The 23,571-nt window shown below is 38.0% G+C and carries 21 protein-coding genes; 16 read left to right on the top strand and 5 right to left on the bottom strand.

Going from position 1 to position 23,571, the window contains the following annotated elements:
- Positions 1-442 precede the first annotated feature (442 nt).
- The 11 genes from MKY08_RS00770 to MKY08_RS00820 all read left to right on the top strand — a co-directional run bounded on the left by MKY08_RS00770 (position 443) and on the right by MKY08_RS00820 (position 9,993).
- Positions 443-2,854, top strand: a complete 2,412-nt coding sequence (locus MKY08_RS00770; RefSeq protein ID WP_176723129.1) for a Na+/H+ antiporter subunit A — start codon at positions 443-445, stop codon at positions 2,852-2,854.
- Positions 2,844-3,266, top strand: a complete 423-nt coding sequence (locus tag MKY08_RS00775; RefSeq protein ID WP_069508767.1) for a Na(+)/H(+) antiporter subunit B — start codon at positions 2,844-2,846, stop codon at positions 3,264-3,266. The genes MKY08_RS00770 and MKY08_RS00775 overlap by 11 nt, the downstream gene beginning before the upstream one ends.
- Positions 3,267-3,269: 3 nt before the next feature.
- A complete protein-coding gene (locus MKY08_RS00780; RefSeq protein WP_069508769.1) occupies positions 3,270-3,608 on the top strand; it encodes a Na(+)/H(+) antiporter subunit C in 339 nt (112 codons plus the stop codon).
- Positions 3,601-5,106, top strand: coding sequence for a Na+/H+ antiporter subunit D (locus MKY08_RS00785; protein ID WP_069508771.1), 1,506 nt, complete (start codon positions 3,601-3,603; stop codon positions 5,104-5,106). The genes MKY08_RS00780 and MKY08_RS00785 overlap by 8 nt, the downstream gene beginning before the upstream one ends.
- On the top strand, positions 5,106-5,588 hold the full coding sequence (locus tag MKY08_RS00790; protein WP_069508773.1) for a Na+/H+ antiporter subunit E: 483 nt from the start codon (positions 5,106-5,108) through the stop codon (positions 5,586-5,588). The genes MKY08_RS00785 and MKY08_RS00790 overlap by 1 nt, the downstream gene beginning before the upstream one ends.
- Positions 5,588-5,872, top strand: a complete 285-nt coding sequence (locus MKY08_RS00795; protein ID WP_024360779.1) for a Na(+)/H(+) antiporter subunit F1 — start codon at positions 5,588-5,590, stop codon at positions 5,870-5,872. The genes MKY08_RS00790 and MKY08_RS00795 overlap by 1 nt, the downstream gene beginning before the upstream one ends.
- Complete coding sequence (locus tag MKY08_RS00800) at positions 5,850-6,209, top strand: Na+/H+ antiporter subunit G (protein ID WP_069508775.1); 360 nt, start codon at positions 5,850-5,852, stop codon at positions 6,207-6,209. Before MKY08_RS00795 ends, MKY08_RS00800 begins: the two co-directional genes overlap by 23 nt.
- Before the next feature lie 437 nt (positions 6,210-6,646).
- Positions 6,647-7,435: a transporter substrate-binding domain-containing protein gene (locus MKY08_RS00805; RefSeq protein WP_069508777.1), complete on the top strand. Its 789-nt coding sequence runs from the start codon at positions 6,647-6,649 to the stop codon at positions 7,433-7,435.
- Between the two features lie 80 nt (positions 7,436-7,515).
- Entirely contained in the window at positions 7,516-8,175 is a 660-nt protein-coding gene (locus MKY08_RS00810) for an amino acid ABC transporter permease (protein ID WP_069508779.1), read from the top strand.
- A complete protein-coding gene (locus MKY08_RS00815) occupies positions 8,168-8,890 on the top strand; it encodes an amino acid ABC transporter ATP-binding protein (RefSeq protein ID WP_069508780.1) in 723 nt (240 codons plus the stop codon). Before MKY08_RS00810 ends, MKY08_RS00815 begins: the two co-directional genes overlap by 8 nt.
- A gap of 287 nt (positions 8,891-9,177) precedes the next feature.
- On the top strand, positions 9,178-9,993 hold the full coding sequence (locus MKY08_RS00820) for a metallophosphoesterase (RefSeq protein WP_069508783.1): 816 nt from the start codon (positions 9,178-9,180) through the stop codon (positions 9,991-9,993).
- A gap of 72 nt (positions 9,994-10,065) precedes the next feature.
- On the opposite strand, the gene tatC is transcribed toward MKY08_RS00820, so the two are convergent.
- From tatC to MKY08_RS00840, 4 genes are read right to left on the bottom strand one after another with little or no spacing between them, the layout of a single operon-like run.
- Positions 10,066-10,905, bottom strand: a complete 840-nt coding sequence (gene tatC / locus MKY08_RS00825) for a twin-arginine translocase subunit TatC (protein WP_069508785.1) — start codon at positions 10,903-10,905, stop codon at positions 10,066-10,068.
- Between the two features lie 10 nt (positions 10,906-10,915).
- Positions 10,916-11,119 carry a twin-arginine translocase TatA/TatE family subunit gene (gene tatA / locus MKY08_RS00830; RefSeq protein ID WP_069508787.1) on the bottom strand — a complete coding sequence of 68 codons (204 nt, stop codon included), beginning with the start codon at positions 11,117-11,119 and terminating at the stop codon, positions 10,916-10,918.
- Between the two features lie 45 nt (positions 11,120-11,164).
- Positions 11,165-12,877 carry a GMC family oxidoreductase gene (locus MKY08_RS00835; RefSeq protein WP_069508789.1) on the bottom strand — a complete coding sequence of 571 codons (1,713 nt, stop codon included), beginning with the start codon at positions 12,875-12,877 and terminating at the stop codon, positions 11,165-11,167.
- 19 nt (positions 12,878-12,896) lie between these two features.
- The gene (locus MKY08_RS00840) at positions 12,897-13,640 is read right to left on the bottom strand and encodes a gluconate 2-dehydrogenase subunit 3 family protein (protein WP_069508791.1); all 744 of its coding nucleotides are present in this window, start codon (positions 13,638-13,640) and stop codon (positions 12,897-12,899) included.
- 231 nt (positions 13,641-13,871) lie between these two features.
- On the opposite strand from MKY08_RS00840, the gene MKY08_RS00845 reads away from it, so the two are divergent.
- The 3 genes from MKY08_RS00845 to MKY08_RS00855 all read left to right on the top strand — a co-directional run bounded on the left by MKY08_RS00845 (position 13,872) and on the right by MKY08_RS00855 (position 20,093).
- Positions 13,872-15,974 carry a methyl-accepting chemotaxis protein gene (locus MKY08_RS00845; RefSeq protein WP_256093112.1) on the top strand — a complete coding sequence of 701 codons (2,103 nt, stop codon included), beginning with the start codon at positions 13,872-13,874 and terminating at the stop codon, positions 15,972-15,974.
- A 213-nt stretch (positions 15,975-16,187) separates the two neighbouring features.
- Entirely contained in the window at positions 16,188-17,612 is a 1,425-nt protein-coding gene (locus MKY08_RS00850; protein ID WP_069508794.1) for an Ig-like domain-containing protein, read from the top strand.
- Between the two features lie 78 nt (positions 17,613-17,690).
- Positions 17,691-20,093 carry an immunoglobulin-like domain-containing protein gene (locus MKY08_RS00855; RefSeq protein WP_069508796.1) on the top strand — a complete coding sequence of 801 codons (2,403 nt, stop codon included), beginning with the start codon at positions 17,691-17,693 and terminating at the stop codon, positions 20,091-20,093.
- A gap of 72 nt (positions 20,094-20,165) precedes the next feature.
- Here the strand turns inward: MKY08_RS00855 and MKY08_RS00860 are convergent, their stop codons facing one another.
- Complete coding sequence (locus tag MKY08_RS00860; protein ID WP_069508798.1) at positions 20,166-21,350, bottom strand: DHHA1 domain-containing protein; 1,185 nt, start codon at positions 21,348-21,350, stop codon at positions 20,166-20,168.
- 205 nt (positions 21,351-21,555) lie between these two features.
- Here MKY08_RS00860 and MKY08_RS00865 point away from each other — a divergent pair, with 205 nt between their 5' ends.
- Both MKY08_RS00865 and MKY08_RS00870 read left to right on the top strand, forming a co-directional pair.
- Entirely contained in the window at positions 21,556-21,843 is a 288-nt protein-coding gene (locus MKY08_RS00865) for a DUF6509 family protein (protein ID WP_069508800.1), read from the top strand.
- 208 nt (positions 21,844-22,051) lie between these two features.
- Entirely contained in the window at positions 22,052-23,386 is a 1,335-nt protein-coding gene (locus MKY08_RS00870; protein WP_069508802.1) for an FAD-dependent oxidoreductase, read from the top strand.
- Positions 23,387-23,571: the final 185 nt, after the last annotated feature.

A 23,571-nucleotide genomic window follows, 5' to 3' on the forward strand; every position in this document is an offset into this window, starting at 1 on the left:
TCTAAGGCTTCTTTGTTTATGCATGGCGTGCGTTTAAATAAATAGCTTCCATATGCCACATTATTATGCAGTGAGTTAAATGGATAGTCAAGTATTGATGCATTGAGACGCTTTTCAGTAGATAAATGTCTCATACGCTCAGCCATGGCGTATAGAAATACCAAAATGTAAAAGAATTCTGATATATTTGTTCATCTTTTTACGTATAAAATCTACCTTACTTCAAAGAATGGTAGATATAACACGCTTTTGATTTATCGGTAGGTTTTTCGATGCTTGCTGTGTAAATAAAAGCACAAAGGCGAGTATCAAAAATTTTTGTAGAAAGTTATGCTAATACAATATTCATGCTCTAACTGACTTGTATTATGCAGTGCTTATGAAACATACAAAATTGAAGATGCTAATTCGCTGGACGAATTTGATTGTAGGAGGTTTTCATTTGGCCACAGTTCTCTTTGCGATACTTTTACCATTTGTTTGTGCTGCGCTGATTCCCTTGCTTTACAGGCGACTAAGGCGAATGGCACATTTAGGCTGGTTTGTTTTATCCGTTCCAATCATATTGTTTATTTTACTCGCACGGTACATTCCTCAAATTGCCGAGGGTAAAACATTTATTGATACATATGAGTGGATTCCCTCTTTTAATATAAACTTCACGACATACCTCGATGGACTCAGTATCATTTTTGGATTGCTGATTACAGGTGTAGGTAGTTTAGTTATTTTATATTCAATTTTTTATTTATCAACGAAAGAATCTCTTCATCATTTTTACTGCTACTTATTACTATTCATGGGCGCTATGCTCGGCGTCGTCTTTTCAGATAATTTAATGGTGCTATATACGTTTTGGGAATTAACAAGCGTCTCATCATTTTTGTTAATCGCCTTCTGGCATCATCGTAAAGCTTCACGTGCTGGTGCACGAAAAGCCATGACGATCACAGTCTTCGGTGGTCTTTCCATGCTCGCAGGTTTTCTAATGTTATATGTAGCATCTGGGACATTTAGTATCCGTGACATTGTGTCTAACGTTGAGATGATACGCGAGCACACATTGTTTGTTCCTGCGCTATTGTTAATTTTAATAGGTGCTTTTACTAAATCAGCTCAATTTCCATTTCATATTTGGTTGCCTGATGCGATGGAGGCGCCAACTCCAGTTAGTGCCTACCTCCACTCAGCTACGATGGTGAAGGCTGGAATTTATATAGTTGCGCGTTTCTCTCCAGTATTTGGTGGTGAGCCAGTTTGGTTTTGGTTAGTAAGTGGAATTGGCCTTGTAACATTATTTTGGGGCTCGTTCAATGCTGTACGTCAAACAGACTTAAAGGCTTTACTTGCCTTTTCAACTGTCAGCCAGCTTGGGTTGATTATGAGTTTATTTGGCTTGGGCTCTGTGGGTCACTATTTTGGCTATGCAGAAAGTTCCATTATATACACACAGGCAAGCTTTGCGGCATTGTTCCATCTTATTAATCACTCCACGTTTAAAGGGGCGTTATTTATGATGGTCGGTATTGTCGATCATGAAGTTGGTACACGCGATATTCGACGCCTTGGTGGTTTAATGGCTTTGATGCCTGTGACATTTACGATTGCAGTAATAGGTGGTTTTTCGATGGCGGGATTACCACCGTTTAATGGCTTCTTAAGTAAGGAAATGTTCTTTGCCGCGGTTTTGGCTATTCGTGAGGTTGAGGTCTTTTCCATCGATACGTGGGGCATACTGTTCCCCGTTGTAGCATGGGTTGCAAGTATTTTTACGTTTGTATACAGCATGATTTTAATTGGCCATACTTTCTTTGGGAAGCTACAGCCGAATAAGTTGGACAAAAAACCACACGAGGCACCAATTGGGATGCTAATTTCGCCAGTAATACTTTGTTTATTAGCAGTGACTATTTTCTTTTTTCCAAATGTTCTCGGACATTATATCTTACAGCCTGCGATGGCTAGTATATATCCAACTTTTCCAACGGTTAGTGAGTTAACACCACATATTTCTGCATGGCATGGTGTGAATACAGAATTATTAATGACCTTTGGTGTAATCATTATTGGCTTTATATTATTTAAAACATTAAAAAGCTGGAAGCCACTATTCCGAGTCTTTTCGCAAAATTATACATTTAATAGCTATTATAATCATCTTATTAATTTTAGTGAAAAAGGTTCAATGAAGCTTACGAACCGCTATATGTCTGGCAATTTAACTCATTACTTTGTCTATATCTATGTATTTTTTGTTGCGCTGATTGCAGGATACTTTATTTGGTCTGATGCCATGGTATTTGAATTTACTAAGGATTCACCTGTTGAATCTTATGAGTTAGTTTTAGTGTTTGTCATGATGTTTGCTGCAATCTGGATGATATTTGCCAAAGGGCGAATTACAGCAATGCTTTTAAATGGAGTTCTCGGTTATTCGATTGCCTTCTTCTTCGTTATATTTCGAGCACCTGATTTAGCGCTGACACAACTAGTTGTTGAGTCCGTGACAACAGCATTATTCCTGCTATGTTTTAAATATTTACCGGATTTAATGCCTGAAAACTCACGCAAGAGAGTGAAGTGGTCAAATGCTATTATTGCTATTTTTGCAGGGGCTACGGTGACATTAGTCGGCTTGGCGGTTGTACATTATGACCGTTTTGAAACGGTAGCACTGTATTTTAATGATGCTTATGATTTAGCAGGTGGTTCAAACATCGTTAACACCATTTTAGGAGATTTTCGTGCATTTGATACGATGTTAGAGGTTGTCGTTCTTTTAATAGCTGGCTTAGGCGTGTACACGTTAACAAAACTAAAGCCGCGAAAAGAGGAGGCAGACCATGAAAATTAATGATGTTATTTTACGTACGATTACAAAGGCTATCGTATTTATAATTTTAACGCTTGGTGTGTATTTATTTTTTGCAGGCCACCACGCTCCTGGTGGGGGCTTTATCGGCGGTCTTGTGCTTGCTTCTGCAATAGTGCTACTGTATTTAGCTTATGACATTGAAACAGTTCATAAAGGAATGCCATTTGATTTCAAAAAGGTTGCTGCACTGGGCGTATTACTCGCGACAGGGACAGCCATCGGTTCGCTTTTCTTTGATGTGCCATTTTTAACGCAGACGTATGAATATGTTAATGTACCGATTTTCGGGAAAATGGGCTTCTCGACCGTTACTATTTTTGAGGCTGGCGTCGCGCTAACTGTCGTTGGCGTTGTTGTAACTATTATTTTAAGTATAAGTGAGGATGAATAGCCAATGGAGTCTTTAATACTATTATTAATTGGTGTATTAGTTGCTGTGGCGACGTACCTTATCCTCTCTAAACAATTATTACGTGTCATTTTAGGGACAGCAGTCCTTTCACATGCTGCACATTTACTGATTTTAACGATGGGTGGCCTTAAAAAAGGGGATGTGCCACTGATTGGGGAATCAGCAGGTCCTTATACAGATGCACTTCCACAAGCATTGATTTTAACAGCTATCGTCATTAGCTTTGCTGTGACAGCATTTGTGCTCGTTCTCGGCTATCGTGCTTATAAAACAAATGGCACTGGGGAATTTGATGAATTGAGAGGTACGCCTGATGAGTAATATAATCGTTTTACCATTAATCGTGCCGGTGATAACGGCTATTTTACTTGTGTTTTTAAGACAAAATATAATGATTCAACGTATTTTGAGTTTGTGTACTTTGGGCTTCGTTATATTCATTAGCGTTGTCCTTTTGCTAGAAGTTCAACAGCAAGGTGTAATGCGCATTGATTTTAGTGGCTGGCTACCACCATTCGGCATCCTATTTGTTGCAGACTCTTTTGCAGTATTACTTGTTTTAGTAGCGAATATTGTCGCAGCAATTTGTATAGTTTACGCTTTTTTTACAATTGGGGAACACTATGAAAAAATGTATTTCTATCCTTTTGTGCTCTTGATGGTAGCAGGTGTAAATGGTTCGTTTTTAACAGGAGATATTTTTAATCTGTTTGTATGCTTCGAAGTGATGCTGCTTGCCTCTTATGCTCTTATTAGCTTAGGTGGAGGGAAAGTTCAGCTACGAGAGGCTTTAAAATATGTACTTATTAATATTGTTGCATCATGGATTTTTTTAGTAGCATTAGCATTTTTATATGGAACTATCGGAACATTAAATATGGCTCATATTTCATTGCGGGTTACAGAAGCTGGAGCTGATCCACTTATTACTACAGTTGGACTTGTGTTTCTAATTGTTTTTAGCCTGAAAGCAGGATTACTTCTATTCTTTTGGTTGCCAGGTTCTTATAGTGTACCTCCAACTGCTATAGCTGCGCTTTTCGCTGCACTTTTAACTAAAGTCGGAATTTATGCCCTTGTTCGTACATTTACATTACTATTTACAACGAATACTGAGGTAACCCATACAATTCTCGGTATTATGGCTGGGCTAACAATACTTGCTGGTTGTATGGGTGCCCTTGCTGGAAGAGATGTGAGGACAATCGCTTCATATAATGTCCTAATTGGTGTTGGCTTTATTGTTGCTGGACTAGCTATCGGAACAGAGTCAGCACTGCAAGGTGTAACGTATTATTTAATGCATGATATGGTCGTCAAGGCGATGTTGTTTTTAGCGGTAGGGATGATGATATATGTAACAGGTGAAACACTTATTGATAATATGAGTGGACTTATTCGAAATTATCCCTTTTTTGGATGGCTGTTCTTTATTATGATGTGTTCAATTGCAGGAATTCCACCTTTAAGTGGATTTTTAGGCAAGGTTTTAATAGGACAAGGCGCGATTGAGGGAGGAAATTTTGTACTACTAGGGCTAGGATTTCTCTCTAGCTTAATTGTCCTCTATTCGTTACTGCGCATTTTTCTATCGTCCTTTTTTGGCGAAACGATCCTCAGTATTGAAGATGAAAAACCACTTCCAAAGCGAATCGTATTGCCTTTAACATTACTTTCTGTTTGCACAATTGCTTTAGGTATCGGAGCCGAGTCGATGGCGCCTTATGTGAAGGATGCGGCAGAAACGCTTCATACACCTTCTATTTATATTGATGCAGTGTTAAATGGAGAAAAATGGCAAGGTGAGGTGAATAAGTAATGGCTATGCAGTTTATATTAAATTTATTTATCGCTACCTTATGGTTATTGCTACAGGACGAAATCACGCCACAGTTTTCCACCTTTTTAATGGGTTTTGTCGTCGGTATTGGGATTTTGTATGCGATGCATCGGTTTTATGGAACGCAATTTTATTTGCGCCGCGTTTTCTCTATTATTAAACTACTATGGCTATTTAATTGGGAGCTATTACTTTCAAGCTATAATGTGCTAAAACAAATCACAACCCCAAAGTTAAATATTACGCCAGGCATCTTTACGTATAAAACAAAGCTGAACGGAGATTGGGAAATTACAGCTCTTGCACTCTTGCTAACGCTCACACCTGGTTCAGTAGTGATGGAGGTCTCGGAGGAGGGAGATATGTTCTATATCCATGCTATGGATATAGAACAATCTAAAGATGCCGTTATTCGCTCCATCGGAAAATTTGAAGAAGCAATTATGGAGGTGACACGCTAATGGTTGAAAAAATTTTACTTTTAGCACTAGCGTTATTTAGTGTGTCAATTGCATTGTCCCTATATCGTGTCATTAAAGGCCCATCCATGCCCGATCGAGCGATAGCGCTTGATACAATAGGTATTAATCTTCTTTCGGCCATTGCTATCGTTTCGATTGTCTTAAAAACAAAAGCGTATTTAGAGGCGATTTTAATTTTAGGTATATTGGCGTTTATCGGTACAATTGCTTTTACAAAATATATTGAAAGAGGTGTGATTGTTGAACGTAAATCAAATGATTGAGTGGACGGCAATCATCCTGATACTTGTCGGTTCTATTGTAAGTGTTATTAGTGCGTTTGGTATGATTCGTTTGCCAGATGTCTACACGCGCTCACATGCTGCAACAAAAAGTTCAACGTTATCTGTACTAACCTGTTTGTTAGGCGCATTTATTTATTTTTGGATACATGACGGGTATGTGAGTGTGCGATTAATATTAGGTATTCTCTTTGTGTTTGTCACAGCACCAGTAGCAGGGCATTTAATATGTCGTGCCGCATATCGATCTCGTGTACCGTTAGCAGAAGGTTCTGGTGAAGATGAATTAAAATCAAAGCTATTTCCAGAAAAAGAATAGTAACAGCACTAAAAATTTGATATCGTTTGCAAGGCGAGGTATAGGGCGTTTAAAACGTCGTTACCTTGCTTTTTTATTTGGCCAGCTACATTGCTTTATGACTTATAAAAGGATGTTTATATAAAGGAAATATAGGGTATTTACTTAACGACAGGAATAAAAATTTAGAAGAAGGAAAATAGTATAGTATCACCTATAAAGGAGCATTTTAAAAATATATTAACCGAAAAATAAAAAAACATTGATTTGTTAGAAAATTCTGTGTAAAATATTTTGCTAAAAAATTTCATGTATAGCTTGAAAATTATTTTGAAAGAGTATATCTTAATTAGCAGATAGATTTTTTATTCTGCTATATGAATAAATATCCAATCGACTATTTTCGAGACATTCCTGTCTCATAGACAATAAAAAAACATCAAAAGGAGATATAAAAGATGAAGAACAAATTTTTCATGCTTATGCTTGTTCTAGTAATTGGTTTACTGGCAGCATGTGGCACTAAAGAAGATAAAGCAACAAATACAAGCTCAGATACAGAAAATAAACAAGTATTAAAAGTAGGTACATCAGCAGACTATGCACCATTTGAATATGTAGACGCTGCTAAAGGTGAAGAAATCATTGGATTCGATATTGATTTAATTAAATTAGTTGGTGAAAAATTAGGTGTAGAAATGCAAGTTCAAGATATGGACTTTAACAGCCTTGTGCCAGCTTTACAAGCAGGTAAAGTAGATGTTGTTATTTCTGGTATGACACCAAATGAAGAGCGAGAAAAAGTAGTAGATTTCTCAGATAAATACAATGAAACAGAACAAGTTATCGTCGTTAAAAAAGATAGTGGAATTAAAAAAGAAGCGGACTTAGCTGGTAAAAAAATCGGTGTTCAAACAGCTTCTATTCAAGAAAATTTAGGTAATGCCATTGCTAAAAAAGTAGATGTATCAGTTGAAGGACGCACACGTATTCCTGAAATCATCCAAGATATGATGTCTAAACGCTTGGATGCAGCCATTCTAGAAGGTGGCGTAGCGAAAGGTTATCTGAAAACAAACGATAAACTAGCGGCATTCCCAGTAGAAGAACAACCAGAAGATTTCAAAGCAATCGCTGTTCAAAAAGGTAGCGATTTAAAAGATAAAATTAACAAGGCATTAAAAGAATTAGCAGATGAAGGAAAAATTCAACAGCTTGAAGAAAAATGGTTAGAAAAAGCTGAATAATAGTATTGATATGCGATAGCCCTATTTAGGGCTATCGCTTGTCCATTTCACTAAAAGGAAACGAGAAAGGAGGGTACGCTGTGAATTTAGATTTCTCAGCAATCATTCCCTCTATTCCTTATATTTTAAAAGGAATAGGTGTTACACTTCAAATAGCAATCGGTGCTTCTCTCATTGGGTTTATCGTTGGTATATTATTAGCATTATGTAAAATTGGGAAAGTAAAAATGCTACGCTGGCTAGCGGACTTTTACACGTCAATTTTCCGCGGGACGCCACTTGTATTACAATTATTAATTATTTACTATGCTGTTCCACAGCTACTAGATATTCAAATTCAGCCAATTCCAACTGCAATTATTGCGTTTGGCTTAAACTCTGGAGCTTATATTTCAGAAATTATTCGTGCGGGTATTAATGCCGTTGATAAAGGTCAAATGGAGGCAGCTCAAGCACTAGGCATCCCATATTCAAAAATGATGAAGGATATTATTATTCCACAAGCTGTGAAAAATATTTTACCTTCTTTAGTAAATGAATTTATTACATTAAACAAAGAAACAGCAGTTGTAACAGTAATAAGTGCTCTTGATATTATGCGCCGTGCCTATATTGTTGGGGGTTCAACTTATCGATATCTTGAACCTTTATTATTTGCAGGGGTAATCTACTATATTATGACGCTTGTCTTAACGTTCCTTGGTAAACGAATCGAGAAAGGAATGAGAAAAAGTGATTAAAATTGAAGATTTACACAAATCATATGGGCAAAATGAAGTGTTGAAAGGTATTTCAACTGAAATAAAAGAAAAAGAAGTAATTGCTATTATTGGGCCTTCCGGTTCTGGTAAATCTACATTCCTACGCTGCTTAAATTTACTAGAAGAACCGACGAGTGGGAAGATAACAATTGCTGGCGATGTCCTGACAGATAAAGGGACAAATATTATGAAAATACGCGAAGAGGTAGGTATGGTATTTCAACATTTTCACCTTTTCCCACATAAAACTGTATTGGAAAACTTAACGTATGCACCTATCAATGTAAAGGGAATGGATAAGACAACAGCTATTAAAGCGGCTGAAGATTTACTAACAAAAGTAGGTCTTTTTGAAAAACGCAATGAGTATCCAAGTCGCCTTTCAGGTGGACAAAAGCAACGTGTGGCAATTGCCAGAGCACTTGCAATGGACCCAAAAGTGATACTGTTTGATGAGCCAACATCTGCACTTGACCCAGAAATGGTTAAAGAAGTTTTAGCAGTTATGAAAAACTTAGCTGATTCAGGGATGACAATGCTAATTGTTACGCATGAAATGGGCTTTGCTCGCGAAGTAGCGGATCGCATTTTATTCCTTGATGGTGGAAAGCTAATAGAGGATGCACCTCCAGAAGAATTTTTCACATCTCCTTCTACACAACGTGCAAAAGACTTTTTAGAAAAAGTGTTATAAATAGTGAAGCGCATTTAGCTCTTTTAAAGAAGAGAACTAAATGCGCTTTTGAGATTGTACGCTCGTAATAAGGATGGTGCAAAGTCAATCTATGAGAGAGAAGTGTAAATTTAAAAGTAGTGTGGATTTTGGATATAATGCCATATGCTAAAGAGTAAAGACCATAGTACTTTTGTGCATTTTATATAATTAAAGTGCATATACTTACAATCACTCTGATTTTTGCTTATAATAGAGAAGTCAGAGTTTTATTCTGAAAAAAGTAGCCGCAAAGTGAGCGATTGCGATTGAAAAAATTATTATATGGTATCTTTTTTATTCTTTTTATAGTCATTTTTTTGTACGTAAACAATCACTGGCTAGTCGTTAGTAAACATGTATTCGAATCAGAAAAGGTGCCTGCCAATTTTGATGGGCTACGCATTGTACAAGTATCGGATTTACATGATGCCCTCTTTGGTAACAATCAGCAAAAACTGATTGCTAAGGTTAAGGATACAAACCCTGACTATATTTTTATCACAGGTGATGTGATTGATAGCAATCGTTACGATTTAAAACAAAGTCTACAGGCAGTTAAAGGACTAGTTGAATTAGCGGATGTATATTATGTACTAGGAAACCATGAAGTGGCGTCGAATAAGGTTAGCGAAATTTATGAGGCGCTCTCATCGTTAGGTGTACATGTGATGGCTAATGAATCGACCGTGCTAGAGCGCGACGGGGAGCGCTTGGCGATTATTGGTATTGAAGATCCGTTAATGGGTAGATCGACAGAAGAAATGCTAGAGTTGGCGACAGCGTATGTTCCAGAAGAAATGCTTAAGTTATTGCTGGCGCATCGACCAGAAGTGTTTAGTACGTATGTAAATCAAGGAATAGATTTGGTATTTTCAGGACATGCACATGGTGGGCAAGTACGGATTCCTGGCATGGGAGGACTGGTGGCACCAGGACAGGGGCTGTTTCCTAAGTTCACTGCTGGTTTTTACGAGGAAGAACGCACCAAAATGGTCGTTAGCCGAGGTCTAGGAAATAGTAGTGTACCATATCGAATTTTTAATTTACCTGAAATTATTGTCATGGATTTAAAGAAAAAATAAGCACTAGGTGACAGGCACTCAAAGCAAGCCTACAACAAAAATCAACAACAATAGTTAAGCACTGCGTTTTAGTTACGCAGTGCTTTCTAATTGTTTACGTTCGATACGTTTAACAAGATGAATACTAATTTCGTATAAAATAATCATCGGTATTAATACAAGTAATTGACTAATGAAATCAGGTGGTGTAATAACTGCAGAGCCAACACCCATTGCGATATAGGACCAGCCTCGTATTTTTTTCATGGATTCGGCAGTTAGTAAACCAATGGACGATAAAAAGAGTGCAACGATCGGTAACTCAAATAATAAGCCGAGTGGTACAGTCGTCATAATTAAAAAATGCATGTATTCACTAGCTGATACCATTACATCAAAATTAGCAGCACCTAAGCTTACTAAAAATGAATAGCTAAGTGGGTTTACAACAAAATAGCCGAATGCAATACCTAATAGAAAGAGCACAAACATTACAGGTGCATAGAGCCCGAGAAAACGGCTTTCCTCTTCCTTTAAGCCAGGTTTTACAAAGCTCCAAAGAAAGTGAACGAGAAAGGGCATCGATAGTCCAAAGGCTAGAGTAGTTGAAATGGTCATATAAAACTTAACGACCTCTAATGGCCCTAATATAATAAGGGAATGGCCACGGGTTACATAAGGAAACCAAATATTAATGGTAGAAAATGCGACAACAAAAAATAATAGAAAGACAACAAGCCCTTTAATGATTTGTTTACGCAGTTCTGTAATATGCTCGAGCAGAGAGTTTACAGGGAAAATTGGTTTATCTTCGACAATTGTCTGCTCATCGTCAATACTGGCAATTTCAACAAAAGCCTCCTGTATTGATGGAGGCTCCTTTTGCTTTTTATCGAGCGGACTTAAATAGTTTTTTTCTTCATAAGGATCCATAGGAAACCTCCTACGAAACATCAGATTTTTTTTCTATTTTTTTCGCAGGCTCATCGTCGTCATCCATTAATCCTTTTGTTGACTTTTTGAACTCTGCAAATGTTTTACCGACTGCACCACCGATTTCTGGTAATTTTTTTGGACCGAAAACGATAAGTACAATGACCAAAATGATAATTAACCCAGGAATACCGATTGCACCAAGACCTCCCATCGCTTCATCCTCCTCTCCAATATTTTCATAGTATAGATAGCTGCCCTACACTAAAGAACCACCTGATTTGCTATATTTCACAATACCTTCTGCACAGCGATAAGCTAGTGCGCCGAGGGTACCGGTTGGATTATAGCCACTATTATGAGCAAAGCTTCCAGCACTTATAGCGAAAAGGTTTTCTACATCCCAATGTTGTAAATAGTTATTCACAACGCCCTTATCAGGTGTTGAGCTCATAACTGTCCCACCTGTATTGTGTGTCGTTTGATAAGGGACAATGTTGTAGTCTGTAATTTCTGCATTAGGTACAATCGTTTTGGCACCCATTTCTTTCATAATGTCAGCAGCGCGAGCTGAAATAAATTTATGAAGTGCCCGATCTTGATCAGTAAAGTTGTAGGTTAATTGTATGAGTGGTAAACCATACGCATCTTTGTAATTGGAATCAAGAGACAGATAATTTTCTTTATGTGGCATAGAGGCCCCTTGCGCACCAATACCAAACGAACGTGTGTAGTAATGAATAGACTGCTTTTTAAATTCTGGTCCCCATGTTGGCGTATCAGGAGGGGTTGGATTTGAACTAATAGGACGTGCACCTGTTTGAGTAAGCGCTATATTGCCACCGTGGATAAAATCTAATTCACTATGGTCAAAGTTATCCCCATTGTAATCATCTATGCTCATACCAAGAGACCCTGCACCCATGAACGTATTGTATTGTTCATCGAAGAATCCGCTAGCACCAGGTAATATTTGATAACAATAGTTGCGACCTAATGTTCCTTTACCTGTTGTTGGATCATATGGTTGACCAATATTAGAAACCATTAACAGTTTAGCGTTGTTAAAGACATAGCTTGTTAATACGACAATATTCGCAGGTTGAATAAACTCCTCACCAGATACCGTGTCGATATATCTTACGCCGGTTGCCTTGTTACCCTGTTTTAAAATTTCTACAACGTTAGAGTTAAAGCGCAAATCGAAATTTCCTGTTTTTAAAGCAGTAGGTACTACGGTAATTTCCGCAGAAGATTTTGCCCCATATTCACAACCGAAACGTTCACAGAAGCCACAGTATTGACAAGCATTAATTGTTTCACCATCAGGATTTTTATAGACTTCTGAAATGTTGGCGGAAGGAACCATATAAGGTGATAATTTTAGATTTTTCGTTGCTTTCTCAAATTGTTGTAGCATAGGCGTCATTTTCATAGGAGGTGTTGGATAGGCACTTGAGCGTTTACCCGCAAACGGATTTTTATCATCCCCAGAAATGCCGAGTGTTTTTTCAAATTTATCAAAATAGGGCTCTAATTGATCGTAGTTTAGTGCCCAATCCTGCAATAGATAGTCAGGCCCTAATTTATTTGCCCCATAACGCTCATCTGTCATTGTTTTAATCTGAAAGTCATACGGTAAAAAGCGGAATGTCATACCATTCCAGTGCGTTCCGGACCCACCAAGCCCCTCACCTAATAAAAAGGAACCGAGTTGACGCATCGGTAAAGCTTGCATCTTTCGACTATTACGAAAAGTAACCGTTTCCTTTGAAAGATTTTGCATTAAATCATAGCGAATTGCGTAGCGGTATTCATCATGAATACTTAAAAAATCCTCGGTGCCACGTTTCTGACCACGTTCTAAACCAACTACCTTTAATCCAGCTTTCGAGCACTCAGCGGCGACAATGCCACCTGTCCACCCAACACCTACTGTTACAACGTCTACACTTGGTAATGTTGTTGCCATCTATAAAACCCCCCTTAGATTAGTGATTACCTAATTGATTTGGTTCAATTTTTTGGAACTTAGGATCTTCAATCATGGTGATATAAGCCATTTGATGACCAGGGAAGCCTTTCATACGCCAACCTTCCATGTTTCGGTTGCCCCCGTATAAAGGATCTGAATACGCTCCTTCTAAAGTAGCGGCACGTAATAGCGTAAAAAAGAATGCGGAAGTTACGCCACTCATTTGTATGTCACCTTTTTGAAAAGCTGTTAAAATTTCATCCATTTGCTTGCCCTCTAAATCATTAAAGCCTTTTTTGAATCGACTTTGAGCTTCCGTTTCCATTTTGGCAATGCCTTGTTTGAAAATTTCAGCGCGTGTTAAGCGACTTTGATAGCCCTGTGTGGGGGAACCCTCACCAAAAGGACCCTTCATATATTCTTTTGAATTACTGCCATATTGTCCGGCTAACTGATGATCTATAAAGTAAGGAACATCTAAATCAATCGCACCAGGTCCTAAATCATCCTTGGGAAAAATACGTTCAGTAGCATTCGATAAAATTTTAAAATCGCGCTCGTTCATGAAAAACATTTTTGCTTTAGGTGAACCAGCAGCTTCATTTGTCGTCCCATTACCATGCTCTAATGTAGAAGTGCCTTTACCGTTGATGTTATAGCCAACAAGACCACCTATTAATCCACCACCGACTAATGTACCAGCTGCAATACCTGTTGTTTTTAAAAAATCACGACGTGAGACATTATTATCTGCACTCATAAAAAATCCACCCCTCCAAAAGTAAACAGATTGTGTTCTATGTTTTATAATCAGCAAAAAAAGCAAATTATAATCAAATTACCATGGAAAAAGTTTTATTTTTATCCATTTAAAAATCTATTTAATAACGATTTAGGAAGTGTGTGGATAATATGTATTAGACTATAAGCACTATGCTTATGATGATAAATACAATTTTAGACAATTTTTATTCTTATTGGAAAACTTTTATTGACTTCTAGTTTTAGTGACCTTACTCTTGAAGAAGAAGGGCAAAAAATTACAAAAATTAAAATGATAATGAAAAATAAATTTGGAGAAATGAGCAAAGCGAATATGTGGATTAAAGGTATTGGTGGTAAATTAGTTATAGTAATTATCGCTTTAGTATTTGTTACATGTGGTACCCTTGGTTTTTCTACATGGTTGAATAGTACAAAAGCAGTTGAAGAACAGGTTGAATCGAATTTGATAGCGAGAGCAGCAGATGTATCAAAATACATAGAGGAGCATTTTCAGCTAGCTTTAGTGGAAGTAGAGGCTATTGCGGAACAAGCAGTTATCCGTGGTATGGCGTTTGAGGAGCAAAAAACTTATTTAACAAAGCGTATGGATGATAGTAAAAATTATTTAGGCTTTGGCATTATCACATCTGACGGGGTAGCCCATTATTTAGATAATACAACAGCAGATTTAGGTGATCGTGATTATGTAAAGGAAGGATTTACAGGCAAGACAGTAATGTCAGAAATCACGATTAGCCGTGTCACGGGTGAACCAGTTATTTTAATCGTAGCTCCAATCGATACTGTGACTGGAGAAAAAGCATTATTGTTAGCACGTATAGATGGTTATTATTTATCTAACATTGTTGAAGACATTCAAGTTGGAGAAAATGGTTATGCCCTTATGTTAGATGCAAAAGGTACCGTTATTGGACATAAAAATCATGCTCTTGTTAAAGAGCAGGTGAATGCAATTTCTGCCGCAGAAGAATCTGGCGAAATAACTGGTGAATCGTTAGCAGCAAAGGAAATGATACGTAATACAAATGGCTATTTCTCTTTTGATACGAAGGACCACGGTACGAGTTTAATGGGATATCATACGTTAGATAATGGTTGGAAAATGGGGGTCATCGCACTAGAGGATGAAATGCTAGCGGGGCTTTCTCAATTGAAGACCAACTTTATTGTAATGACGATTATTGTCTCTATCTTGGGATTGTTGATTTCGTTTGCGATATCGAGATCTGTAAGTAAACCGCTTCGCCACGTACTTCGTATTAGTGAAGGATTATCTGAGGGAGATTTTACGCAAGAAATCCCCGCTAAATATTTGAAGCGTATTGATGAAATGGGGACAATGGTGCGGGCTTTAGATAAAATGGCAGATAATATGCGAGATATGATATCGCAGGCTGGTAAAGAAGCGACTGCGGTAAATGAAACCTCTTGTGAGTTAATGGGAGATGTAATTGCTGTCACTAAACAATCCGAGCAAATCGCACTTGCAATAGGTGAGGTAGATCGTGGCGCACAAAGTCAAACGGCAATGGCAGAGGAAAGTGCCACAGCGATGGAACAAATGGCACTTGGTATTCAAAACTTTGCTGAAGTTGCTTCAACGATAGCTACGAATACTGATTTTATTTCCGAGAAAATAAGTGAAAGTAACGGAGCAGTCCAGCAGTCGATTACTCGCATGGATGAAATACAACGTGGAACAGCTTTAGAGCTCGACATTATCCATAAGCTAGAACAGGAATCGAAAGAAATAGAGCTAATTTCTAAAATGATTACGGATATTTCAGACCAAACAAATCTATTAGCATTAAACGCTTCAATTGAAGCTGCACGTGCAGGAGATGCAGGTAAAGGCTTTGCGGTAGTCGCAGAGGAGGTAAGAAAACTTTCGGAGCAAACAGCTGGCTCTGCTGCCCAAATTAATATATTAATTGATAGAGTGCAGGCGCACACATTAGAGGTTGTGAAAGCAGCAGAAAATGGCGAAGAAAATGTAGCGCGAGGTCTAGTAGCAATAGAAGCAGTAGGAGAGCGCTTTGAAGAAATAGTTCAAGCTGTCGGTGAAATAGCAGGTCAAATTGAGGAAATGAATGCTTCCGCAGAACAAATGTCAGCTAATACGGAAGAGGTTTCTGCCTCTATGGAGGAAATGGCGGCAACTGCCCATGCTGCAAGTGATTATGTAGCGGAAGTAAAAAATGCTACAGCAGAGCAAATGAAAACGGTAGAGGCAATGAACAATCAAACGATAAAAATGTCGGACATGGCAAACCGTCTACATGGAGCCATCCAAAAATTTAAATTATAAAATACAAGCTAAAGCTGTCCAAAGTGATTTGGGCAGCTTATTTTTTATGGAAAGAGGGCATTCACACAATGAATTGGAGAGAAATTGGAGAGTTTCGATTGATATAATCAGTCAGGACATCTATACATTTTTAGATGTTTTAAAGTTTTTAAGGTTTACATAACAAGCATTGTCAAAAGAAAACACAATTACATTATTAGAGGAGGCTTCGTGTTGGATATTAAATTAAATACGAGAAAAATTTTAGTAACGCTCTGTTTAATGTTGGTTATTTCTATTATTCTTAGTTTCTCTACACAATTCACTTATGCGGCTTCGAACAATCAATTGCCTGTTGTTGTAGCATCTGAGAGAATCCCAAAGCAAACTATTACACTGGGACAACCGCAAAAGGTGATTGACTTAAGTAAGGTATTCTATGATGCCGATGGAGACACATTAACTTATAAGGTTATGTCAACTCCTTTTGGAATTGTTTCGACACAAGTTAACGGCGACCAACTTATTATTGAAGGGGTAGCACCTGGCAATACAAGAATAAAAGTAACTGCAGATGATGGGAAGTTAGGACGAGCTATGACCAGCTTCGAAGTGGAAGTTTTACCTCAAGCCAATACAGATCCCGTAGTAGCAGAGGCTCTTACAAATCAAACATTAGCTGTTAATAGCGCGGATAGTACTATTGATATTAGCAATGTATTTACAGATGCAGATAATGATGTTTTAACATTGAGTGCCGTATCGAATGATACAGACATAGCTACTGTTAGTTTGAATGGCACAATTTTGAGCATTTCACCCCAAAAAGTTGGTGCAGCTACGATTACTTTAACGGCTACTGATGGCAATGGGGGCACTATTTCAACAAACTTTACAGTAACAGTTACAGCAGCTTCTTCTAATCATGCGCCAATCGTAGCGAAAACGATTAAAGATCAACGAGGAAATGAAAATGGAGTTATTTGGAATATAGAACTGAACGATGTATTTACCGACGAAGATCAAGATGCCTTAACATTAAGTGTGAATTCAAGTAATGAGGCAGTTGCTGCTGTTACTTTAAATGGGACTACTCTCTCACTACAACCGAAAGCAATCGGATCAAGCACAATTACAGTAACAGCTAAAGATGGTAATGGTGGACAAGTGTCAACGACTTTTATAGTAGCAATTGAAGCACCGACATTATTTATATCTGACTTTTTGCAAGGTGGGAACGGTAGAGATGTTATCCAACTATCTAATCCTAAATTAGAAGACGCTTTTGGATATGAAATTGTACTCCATCAGTATAATCCAACAACGAGCACTCGCAATGTTGAGAGAGTAGAGATGTTTAGTTCAAATATTGCAAGTTACGTCGTAATTAATGAATTATTTTATGATTTTTTTGATCTAACAAATGCGACATATTATAATACAGAGTTCCATGTTGCAAATGGTAGTTATATTGTAGCCATCGCTTTAGAGCGCAATGGTCAAATCGTCGATTTACTAGGAGATCCAACTTCGACAACTGCTCTTTTACCGAATGATGGTGGTCTTGCACGATATAGCAGATTCCAATCAGGGTCTTCAATCTTTGAAAGCTCTGAATGGAGACAGTTACAGCCTGGTGATTATTCTACTATTAAATAAAGCGAACTAATAAGTTTATATTTTGATCAGAAATGGGTGAGTCGTATTCGATACAAAAAAAATAAAGGATCAAGCTTATTGCTCATTTTAATTGCATTGGCGCTATGCTTAGCGCCAATGTCTAACGCCTCAGCAGCACAAAATGACTTAGGTTCTTTTAATAATGCTAGTAATATAGAGGATATGAAATCCGCAATGCTGAAAGATTGGAATGTATTACACTATACAGCGGGTGCACATCAATTGTATTTAAATTTCAAATTAGCGGATCAGAATGAATTAGCCAATTGGATGATAGAGAAGCGTCCACAAGCTGGTTATAATTCAATTACTTTGTTAAGACAGACCTATTTAAATGCTCTCACAGCTCGTTCATTTTTAATAAATGTCAATAGTGCTGCTGATGCTTTTGAGTTATGGACAGTATTTGAAGAAGAAACACAGTTGGACTTGAATGACTACAATTTGTTAACTACGGAAGAACAAGATGAAGTGTGTAAACAATTGCTTCAAGTTCGACCTACTGAAGGTTTTGATAAAATAGAAATGTTACAAACTGAAATCAATACCATACTTTATCAAGTGCTGTCGAATAAAGTGCAAAACGATAAAAGTTCCTTGGCAGTGTTATATAGCGCAGGGGATTCAGCAACATCAGTCACACAAAAACTTACATTACCGACTGTAGGTATGAATGGCACAACAATTAGTTGGTCATCCAATAAGTCTGACATTATAGCGAATGATGGCAAGGTGACTCGACCGACTGCATTGCAGGGTAATCAAACAGTTATGTTAACGGCTACTATTTCAAAAGGAAATGTAACAGAATCGAAAACATTCACAATTATTGTGAAAGCTTTATCAAATTCTACAAATGCGAATTTGAAAAATTTAACGATTTCAAGCGGTACATTAAGCCCTGCCTTTAACAAAGATATAAAAACATATACAGCAAAAGTTTCTGCTGGAGTAGATAGTGTCATCATTACACCGACCGTAGAAGATAGCAAATCCACAGTTACTGTAAACGGAACATTAGCTACACAGCCTGTAAAACTAGCAATAGGTTTAAATACAATTTCTGTGATGGTAACAGCTGTTGATGGAGCATATCAGCAGTACACCATTGTAATTTCAAAGGAAGCGCCTCCTGCTACAAGTGATAGTAACAATAGCTCTGACATACCAAGCACAACGCCGACACCAGATCCGGCACCGACAGATGCAGCAATTATTATCGTCAACGGCGAAGAGATGTCACTTGGTAAGGCTATAAAATCGACAGTTAATAATCAGAAGGTGATTACACTGCTGGCGGATTCAGCGAAACTTCAAGAAAAGCTACAAACTTCAGGGAATCACGCTATCATAACGATTCCTATTAGTGACACCAATGCAGACATGATTATCGGTGAACTAGATGGTGAAATCGTGAAAACTATGGAGAATAAGCAGGCAACAATTGTCGTCCAAACACCGACAGCCTCTTATAAATTACCAGCCCAACAAATTAATATTGATGCCATCTCGCAACAATTAGGCGCAACAGTTGCTCTAAAAGATATTAAAATTCGTATAGAGCTTGCTAAAGTAACGGCAGAAGCAGCACATATAGTAGATACTACCGCAAATGAACAGAATTTCTCTTTAGTGACAAAGCCAATTGACTTTAAAGTGACTTATACATTTGGAAACACTACAGGTGAAATAAGTAAATTTAACACCTATATAGAACGTACGATTGCACTTCCAAACGATACGGATTTAAGCAAAATCACAACAGGTGTTGTCGTGAGACCGGATGGCACAACTTACCACGTGCCAACGAAAGTTGTTCAAAAAGAAGGAAAGTACTATGCAGTAATCAATAGTTTAACAAATAGTTTATATACTGTTGTATGGCATCCTGTTGCATTTAATGATGTAACAACCCATTGGGCAAAGGATAGCATTAATAATCTTGGCTCTCGCTTCATTATTGATGGCACGAGTAATGGTGTATTTGAACCAAATAAAGATATTACACGTTCGCAATTTGTTGCCATAATGGTGCGCGGCTTAGGGTTGAAGCCAAGTGAAGGTACAATCAAATATAGTGACGTTGCACAAGATGCATGGTACGCGCACTATTTAAATACAGCTACAGAATATAATTTAATTCAAGGCTATAGTAACGGCAAATTTGGACCAAATGATAAAATAACACGTCAGCAAGCGATGACGATTTTAGCCAGAGCATTGTCTCTAACGGATATCAATACAGATATCACAGAGGAAGAAGTTAATACAATTTTAGCGCCATTTAGTGACAATCAAAAAATTGCCGATGATGCAAAACGTTACATAGCCCTATCAGTGAAAACAGGCCTTGTGACAGGAAGAAGCAATCAAATAGTAGCCCCAACAGATAATATTACACGTGCAGAGGTTGCAGTAATAATCGAGCGCTTCCTAAAAACTTCAAAGTTAATTGATTAAAAAAATTAAGCCATTATACAACAAGCCTCGCAAAGCAGTTTTGCTTTGCGAGGCTTGTTACTGTATACAGATTTATTGTAGCGCATCTTGCATAGCAGTGAGCAGTTGTTCGCAAGTAATTATGCGCTCACCACCGCCTTGCACCATCTGATCGCTACCACCACCCTTACCATTAATAAATGGTAAAGCTTTTGCAGCAAGCTCTTTCATGCTAGCTTCTACTTGTGTACCACGAGCAGCAACAAATTGTAATTTATCTTCATTTTCTGAAACGAGTAGGGCAATAACATCAGCACGTTCAGCAATAATAAAACGAGCTAATTTTTGGAGCTCTTGTATCGTGCGATTATGAAAAGCAGTAGCGATAATATGTGTATCACTAGAAGCTAATGCTTTTGCCTCAAAAGCAAGCAATTCTTCTCTTGCGGCTACAAGCGCTTTTTCTGTCGTTTTTTGGCTTGCTAAAAGCTTTGTAAGTGCAGTTGCTGCTTCGGTTTCAGGCACACTTAACTGCCTTGCCACGTCCGCCAGTACGGTTTTTCGCATTGCTAGCTCTGCTAAAACTCGCCCTCCGCATACAAAGGAGACACGCACATTTCCTTTCATTTTTTCTGTCCCTAGAATTTTAATTGCGCTAACTTGTCCAGTAGATGTCGGGTGTGTACCGCCGCAGCCATTGTAGTCGAAATCAGGGATGATGACTAATCGAATATCTCCTGTGACAGCTACCTCTTTACGCAAGTTATAGTCAACAAGTTGCTGTTCGGTAATCCATTTTGTTTCTATTGGACGGTTTTCTAAAATAATATCATTTGCCCGAGCTTCAGCCGCCGCAAGCTGTTCGTTTGATAATGAATCTACAGCAATATCTATCGTAACTTGCTCACTACCGAGGTGAAAGCTTACGGTTGGTGCATCAAAAAGTTCGACAAATGCTGCTGTTAAAATATGCTGTCCAGCGTGCTGTTGCATATGATCGAATCTGCGTTTCCAGTTCAATTTGCCATGTACTTCACCAGAGAAATTGGAAGCTTCACCTTCGATATAGTGGCGAATTTCATCGTCAATTTTTTCGACATCGATTACGTTAGTATTGTTTAAAGTACCTGTATCATGTGGTTGACCACCACCTGTTGGGTAAAAGGCGGTATTAGAAAGCACAACGTACTGGCGTCCATCAGGCTCACTACCAGTATGTACAACCGTTGCTGTAAATTCTTGTTGCATAGCGTTTTGATAATATAGTAGCTCTTTCATTAAAAAGCCTCCTTTATGTAATAAGTATGTAGCTTGTCAAATGTTAACTTTTAGCTAACTTGAATTGCTGAAAAAAGCAGAAGGCTAAAAGTTTTATTTTATTGTGGCATAATTGCATGGAGGTGTATACAGGTTTTCTAGTTGACCCATGCTGAAATTGATTTATTATAGAAAAGAATAGGTAAAGATAAAGGAGTTAGTATAAATGGATATTACACAATTCTCGATGGAAGAAATTTTAGATCCGACGAATATTATTGAAGGTAAACGTTTTGAATTTATTTTAGATGTGGACATTGACGAAGAGGATGAGCTATACCATGAAGCAGGTATTGAAATTCGTGTTTTAATTGGTGAAAAAGAAGGGGCTCCATTTATTCTAAATTATTTCATTATGGAAAAGGCAAAGGGAGAGTATTTAGACTTTGCACTGGAAGAGGATGAATTAGAAGAAATTTTAACGTTCTGCAAAGAAGAAATAACAAAAGCCTAAGTATGCAAAACAGGTAGAGAAAAACAATTGTTTTTCTTTACCTGTTTTTTTGTCACGATATTTTAGAAAATGGTAGTACTGGAAACGTGCATTTGTATTTCGCTTTTTGTTAACATTGATTTATAAAGTCGCTGTCAGTGGCGGAATACGCATCTATATATGAACTAGTATGTAGAATTAGTGATAGATAAATAAGGGGGCTCGTAGGATGAAGTTCGTAATCATTGGGGGAGATGCGGCGGGGATGTCAGCCGCTATGGAGATTTATAGAAATGTACCAGGAGCAGAAATTACCTCTTTAGAGCGTGGATTTATTTATTCATATGGACAATGTGGATTACCTTATGTAGTAGATGGTCGGATTTCATCGACAAAACGCCTAATCGCGCGAGATGTGGAAACGTTCCGTGATAAATATGGGATTGATGCGCGTGTTGGACATGAGGTCGAGCGCATCGATGTGGAGAACCAGCTTGTTACGGGTACGCAATTTTCAGGCGAACCATTCGAAATTGCTTATGATAAGCTTCTGATCGCTACTGGAGCGGATCCAATAATGCCCGTTAAGAAAGGTGCGGAATTAGCTGGCATTCATAAAATTAAAACAATTCCTGGATTAGAAGATTTATTGGCCGATTTATCGCCAACTATCGAACAGGTGACCATTCTTGGTGGAGGCTATATCGGACTTGAAATGGCCGAAACGATTCATGCATGTAATAAAAAAGTTCGACTGATTCAACGAGGCAGTCAAGTTGCCAATATTTTAGATGAAGAACTAGCAAAGCATGTTCATGATGAGGCGAAAAAACAAGGTATAGAGCTTCTATTAAATACGCATGTTGAAGGCTTTGAAGGCTCTTCGCGAGTTGAACGAATCATTACAAATAATGGCGTGTTAGAGACGGATTTAGTAATTGTCGCTGCTGGCATAAAACCAAACACACAATTTTTAGATGGGACAAACATTGCACTAGCTAAAAATGGAGCCATCGTTGTGAATCGCCATTTAGAGACGTCGGTTGAGAATATTTATGCGGCTGGAGATTGTGCAACCCATTTTCATATTGTAAAGGAACGCTTAGATTATATACCTCTTGGAACGACAGCAAATAAGCAGGGGCGCTTAGCTGGGCTTAATATGTCTGGAAAGTTTGCACCGTTTCGGGGCATTGTCGGCACTTCTATAATGAAATTTTTTGATTTGACAATCGCTACTACAGGCATCAATGAAAATACGGCCAAAAAGCTTGGGTTCGATTACGAAGCATATAAATTTTCAGCACGTCATATTGCAGGTTACTACCCAGGCGCACAACGGATGTATATTAAAATCGTTGTCCAAAAGAGAGATCAGCAACTGTTAGGTGCACAAATCGTTGGACCTGCTGGTGTAGATAAACGCATTGATGTTTTTGCTACCGCTTTATACAATAAAATGACATTACCGGACTTACTCGATTTAGATTTAGCGTATGCACCACCTTTCAATGGGGTATGGGATCCATTACAGCAAGCTGCAAGAATGAATGGACGGATATAGTAAATAGTTAGCGATGAAAGTGTGAATACCCGCGAAGTAGAGAGTGATACCCGCGGAAAAGGTATGAATACCCGCGAAGTAGAGAGAAATACCCGCGAAATAGAATACAATACCCGCGAACAGATGAATACAACGTAAACAAAACAAAGGATTCATGCACATTTTGTGTATGAATCCTTTTTGTG

Source organism: Lysinibacillus sp. FSL M8-0337, assembly GCF_038593855.1.
Lineage (GTDB): Bacteria > Bacillota > Bacilli > Bacillales_A > Planococcaceae > Lysinibacillus > Lysinibacillus sphaericus_D.

What these genes read in the sequence shown, in the direction of transcription:
- MKY08_RS00775 (WP_069508767.1), top strand. Translation starts at nt 2,844, where the DNA reads ATGAAAATTAATGATGTTATTTTACGTACGATTACAAAGGCTATCGTA.
- MKY08_RS00780 (WP_069508769.1), top strand. Translation starts at nt 3,270, where the DNA reads ATGGAGTCTTTAATACTATTATTAATTGGTGTATTAGTTGCTGTGGCG.
- MKY08_RS00785 (WP_069508771.1), top strand. Translation starts at nt 3,601, where the DNA reads ATGAGTAATATAATCGTTTTACCATTAATCGTGCCGGTGATAACGGCT.
- MKY08_RS00790 (WP_069508773.1), top strand. Translation starts at nt 5,106, where the DNA reads ATGGCTATGCAGTTTATATTAAATTTATTTATCGCTACCTTATGGTTA.
- MKY08_RS00795 (WP_024360779.1), top strand. Translation starts at nt 5,588, where the DNA reads ATGGTTGAAAAAATTTTACTTTTAGCACTAGCGTTATTTAGTGTGTCA.
- MKY08_RS00805 (WP_069508777.1), top strand. Translation starts at nt 6,647, where the DNA reads ATGAAGAACAAATTTTTCATGCTTATGCTTGTTCTAGTAATTGGTTTA.
- tatC (WP_069508785.1), bottom strand. Translation starts at nt 10,905, where the DNA reads ATGGATCCTTATGAAGAAAAAAACTATTTAAGTCCGCTCGATAAAAAG.
- tatA (WP_069508787.1), bottom strand. Translation starts at nt 11,119, where the DNA reads ATGGGAGGTCTTGGTGCAATCGGTATTCCTGGGTTAATTATCATTTTG.
- MKY08_RS00835 (WP_069508789.1), bottom strand. Translation starts at nt 12,877, where the DNA reads ATGGCAACAACATTACCAAGTGTAGACGTTGTAACAGTAGGTGTTGGG.
- MKY08_RS00840 (WP_069508791.1), bottom strand. Translation starts at nt 13,640, where the DNA reads ATGAGTGCAGATAATAATGTCTCACGTCGTGATTTTTTAAAAACAACA.
- MKY08_RS00860 (WP_069508798.1), bottom strand. Translation starts at nt 21,350, where the DNA reads ATGAAAGAGCTACTATATTATCAAAACGCTATGCAACAAGAATTTACA.
- MKY08_RS00865 (WP_069508800.1), top strand. Translation starts at nt 21,556, where the DNA reads ATGGATATTACACAATTCTCGATGGAAGAAATTTTAGATCCGACGAAT.
- MKY08_RS00870 (WP_069508802.1), top strand. Translation starts at nt 22,052, where the DNA reads ATGAAGTTCGTAATCATTGGGGGAGATGCGGCGGGGATGTCAGCCGCT.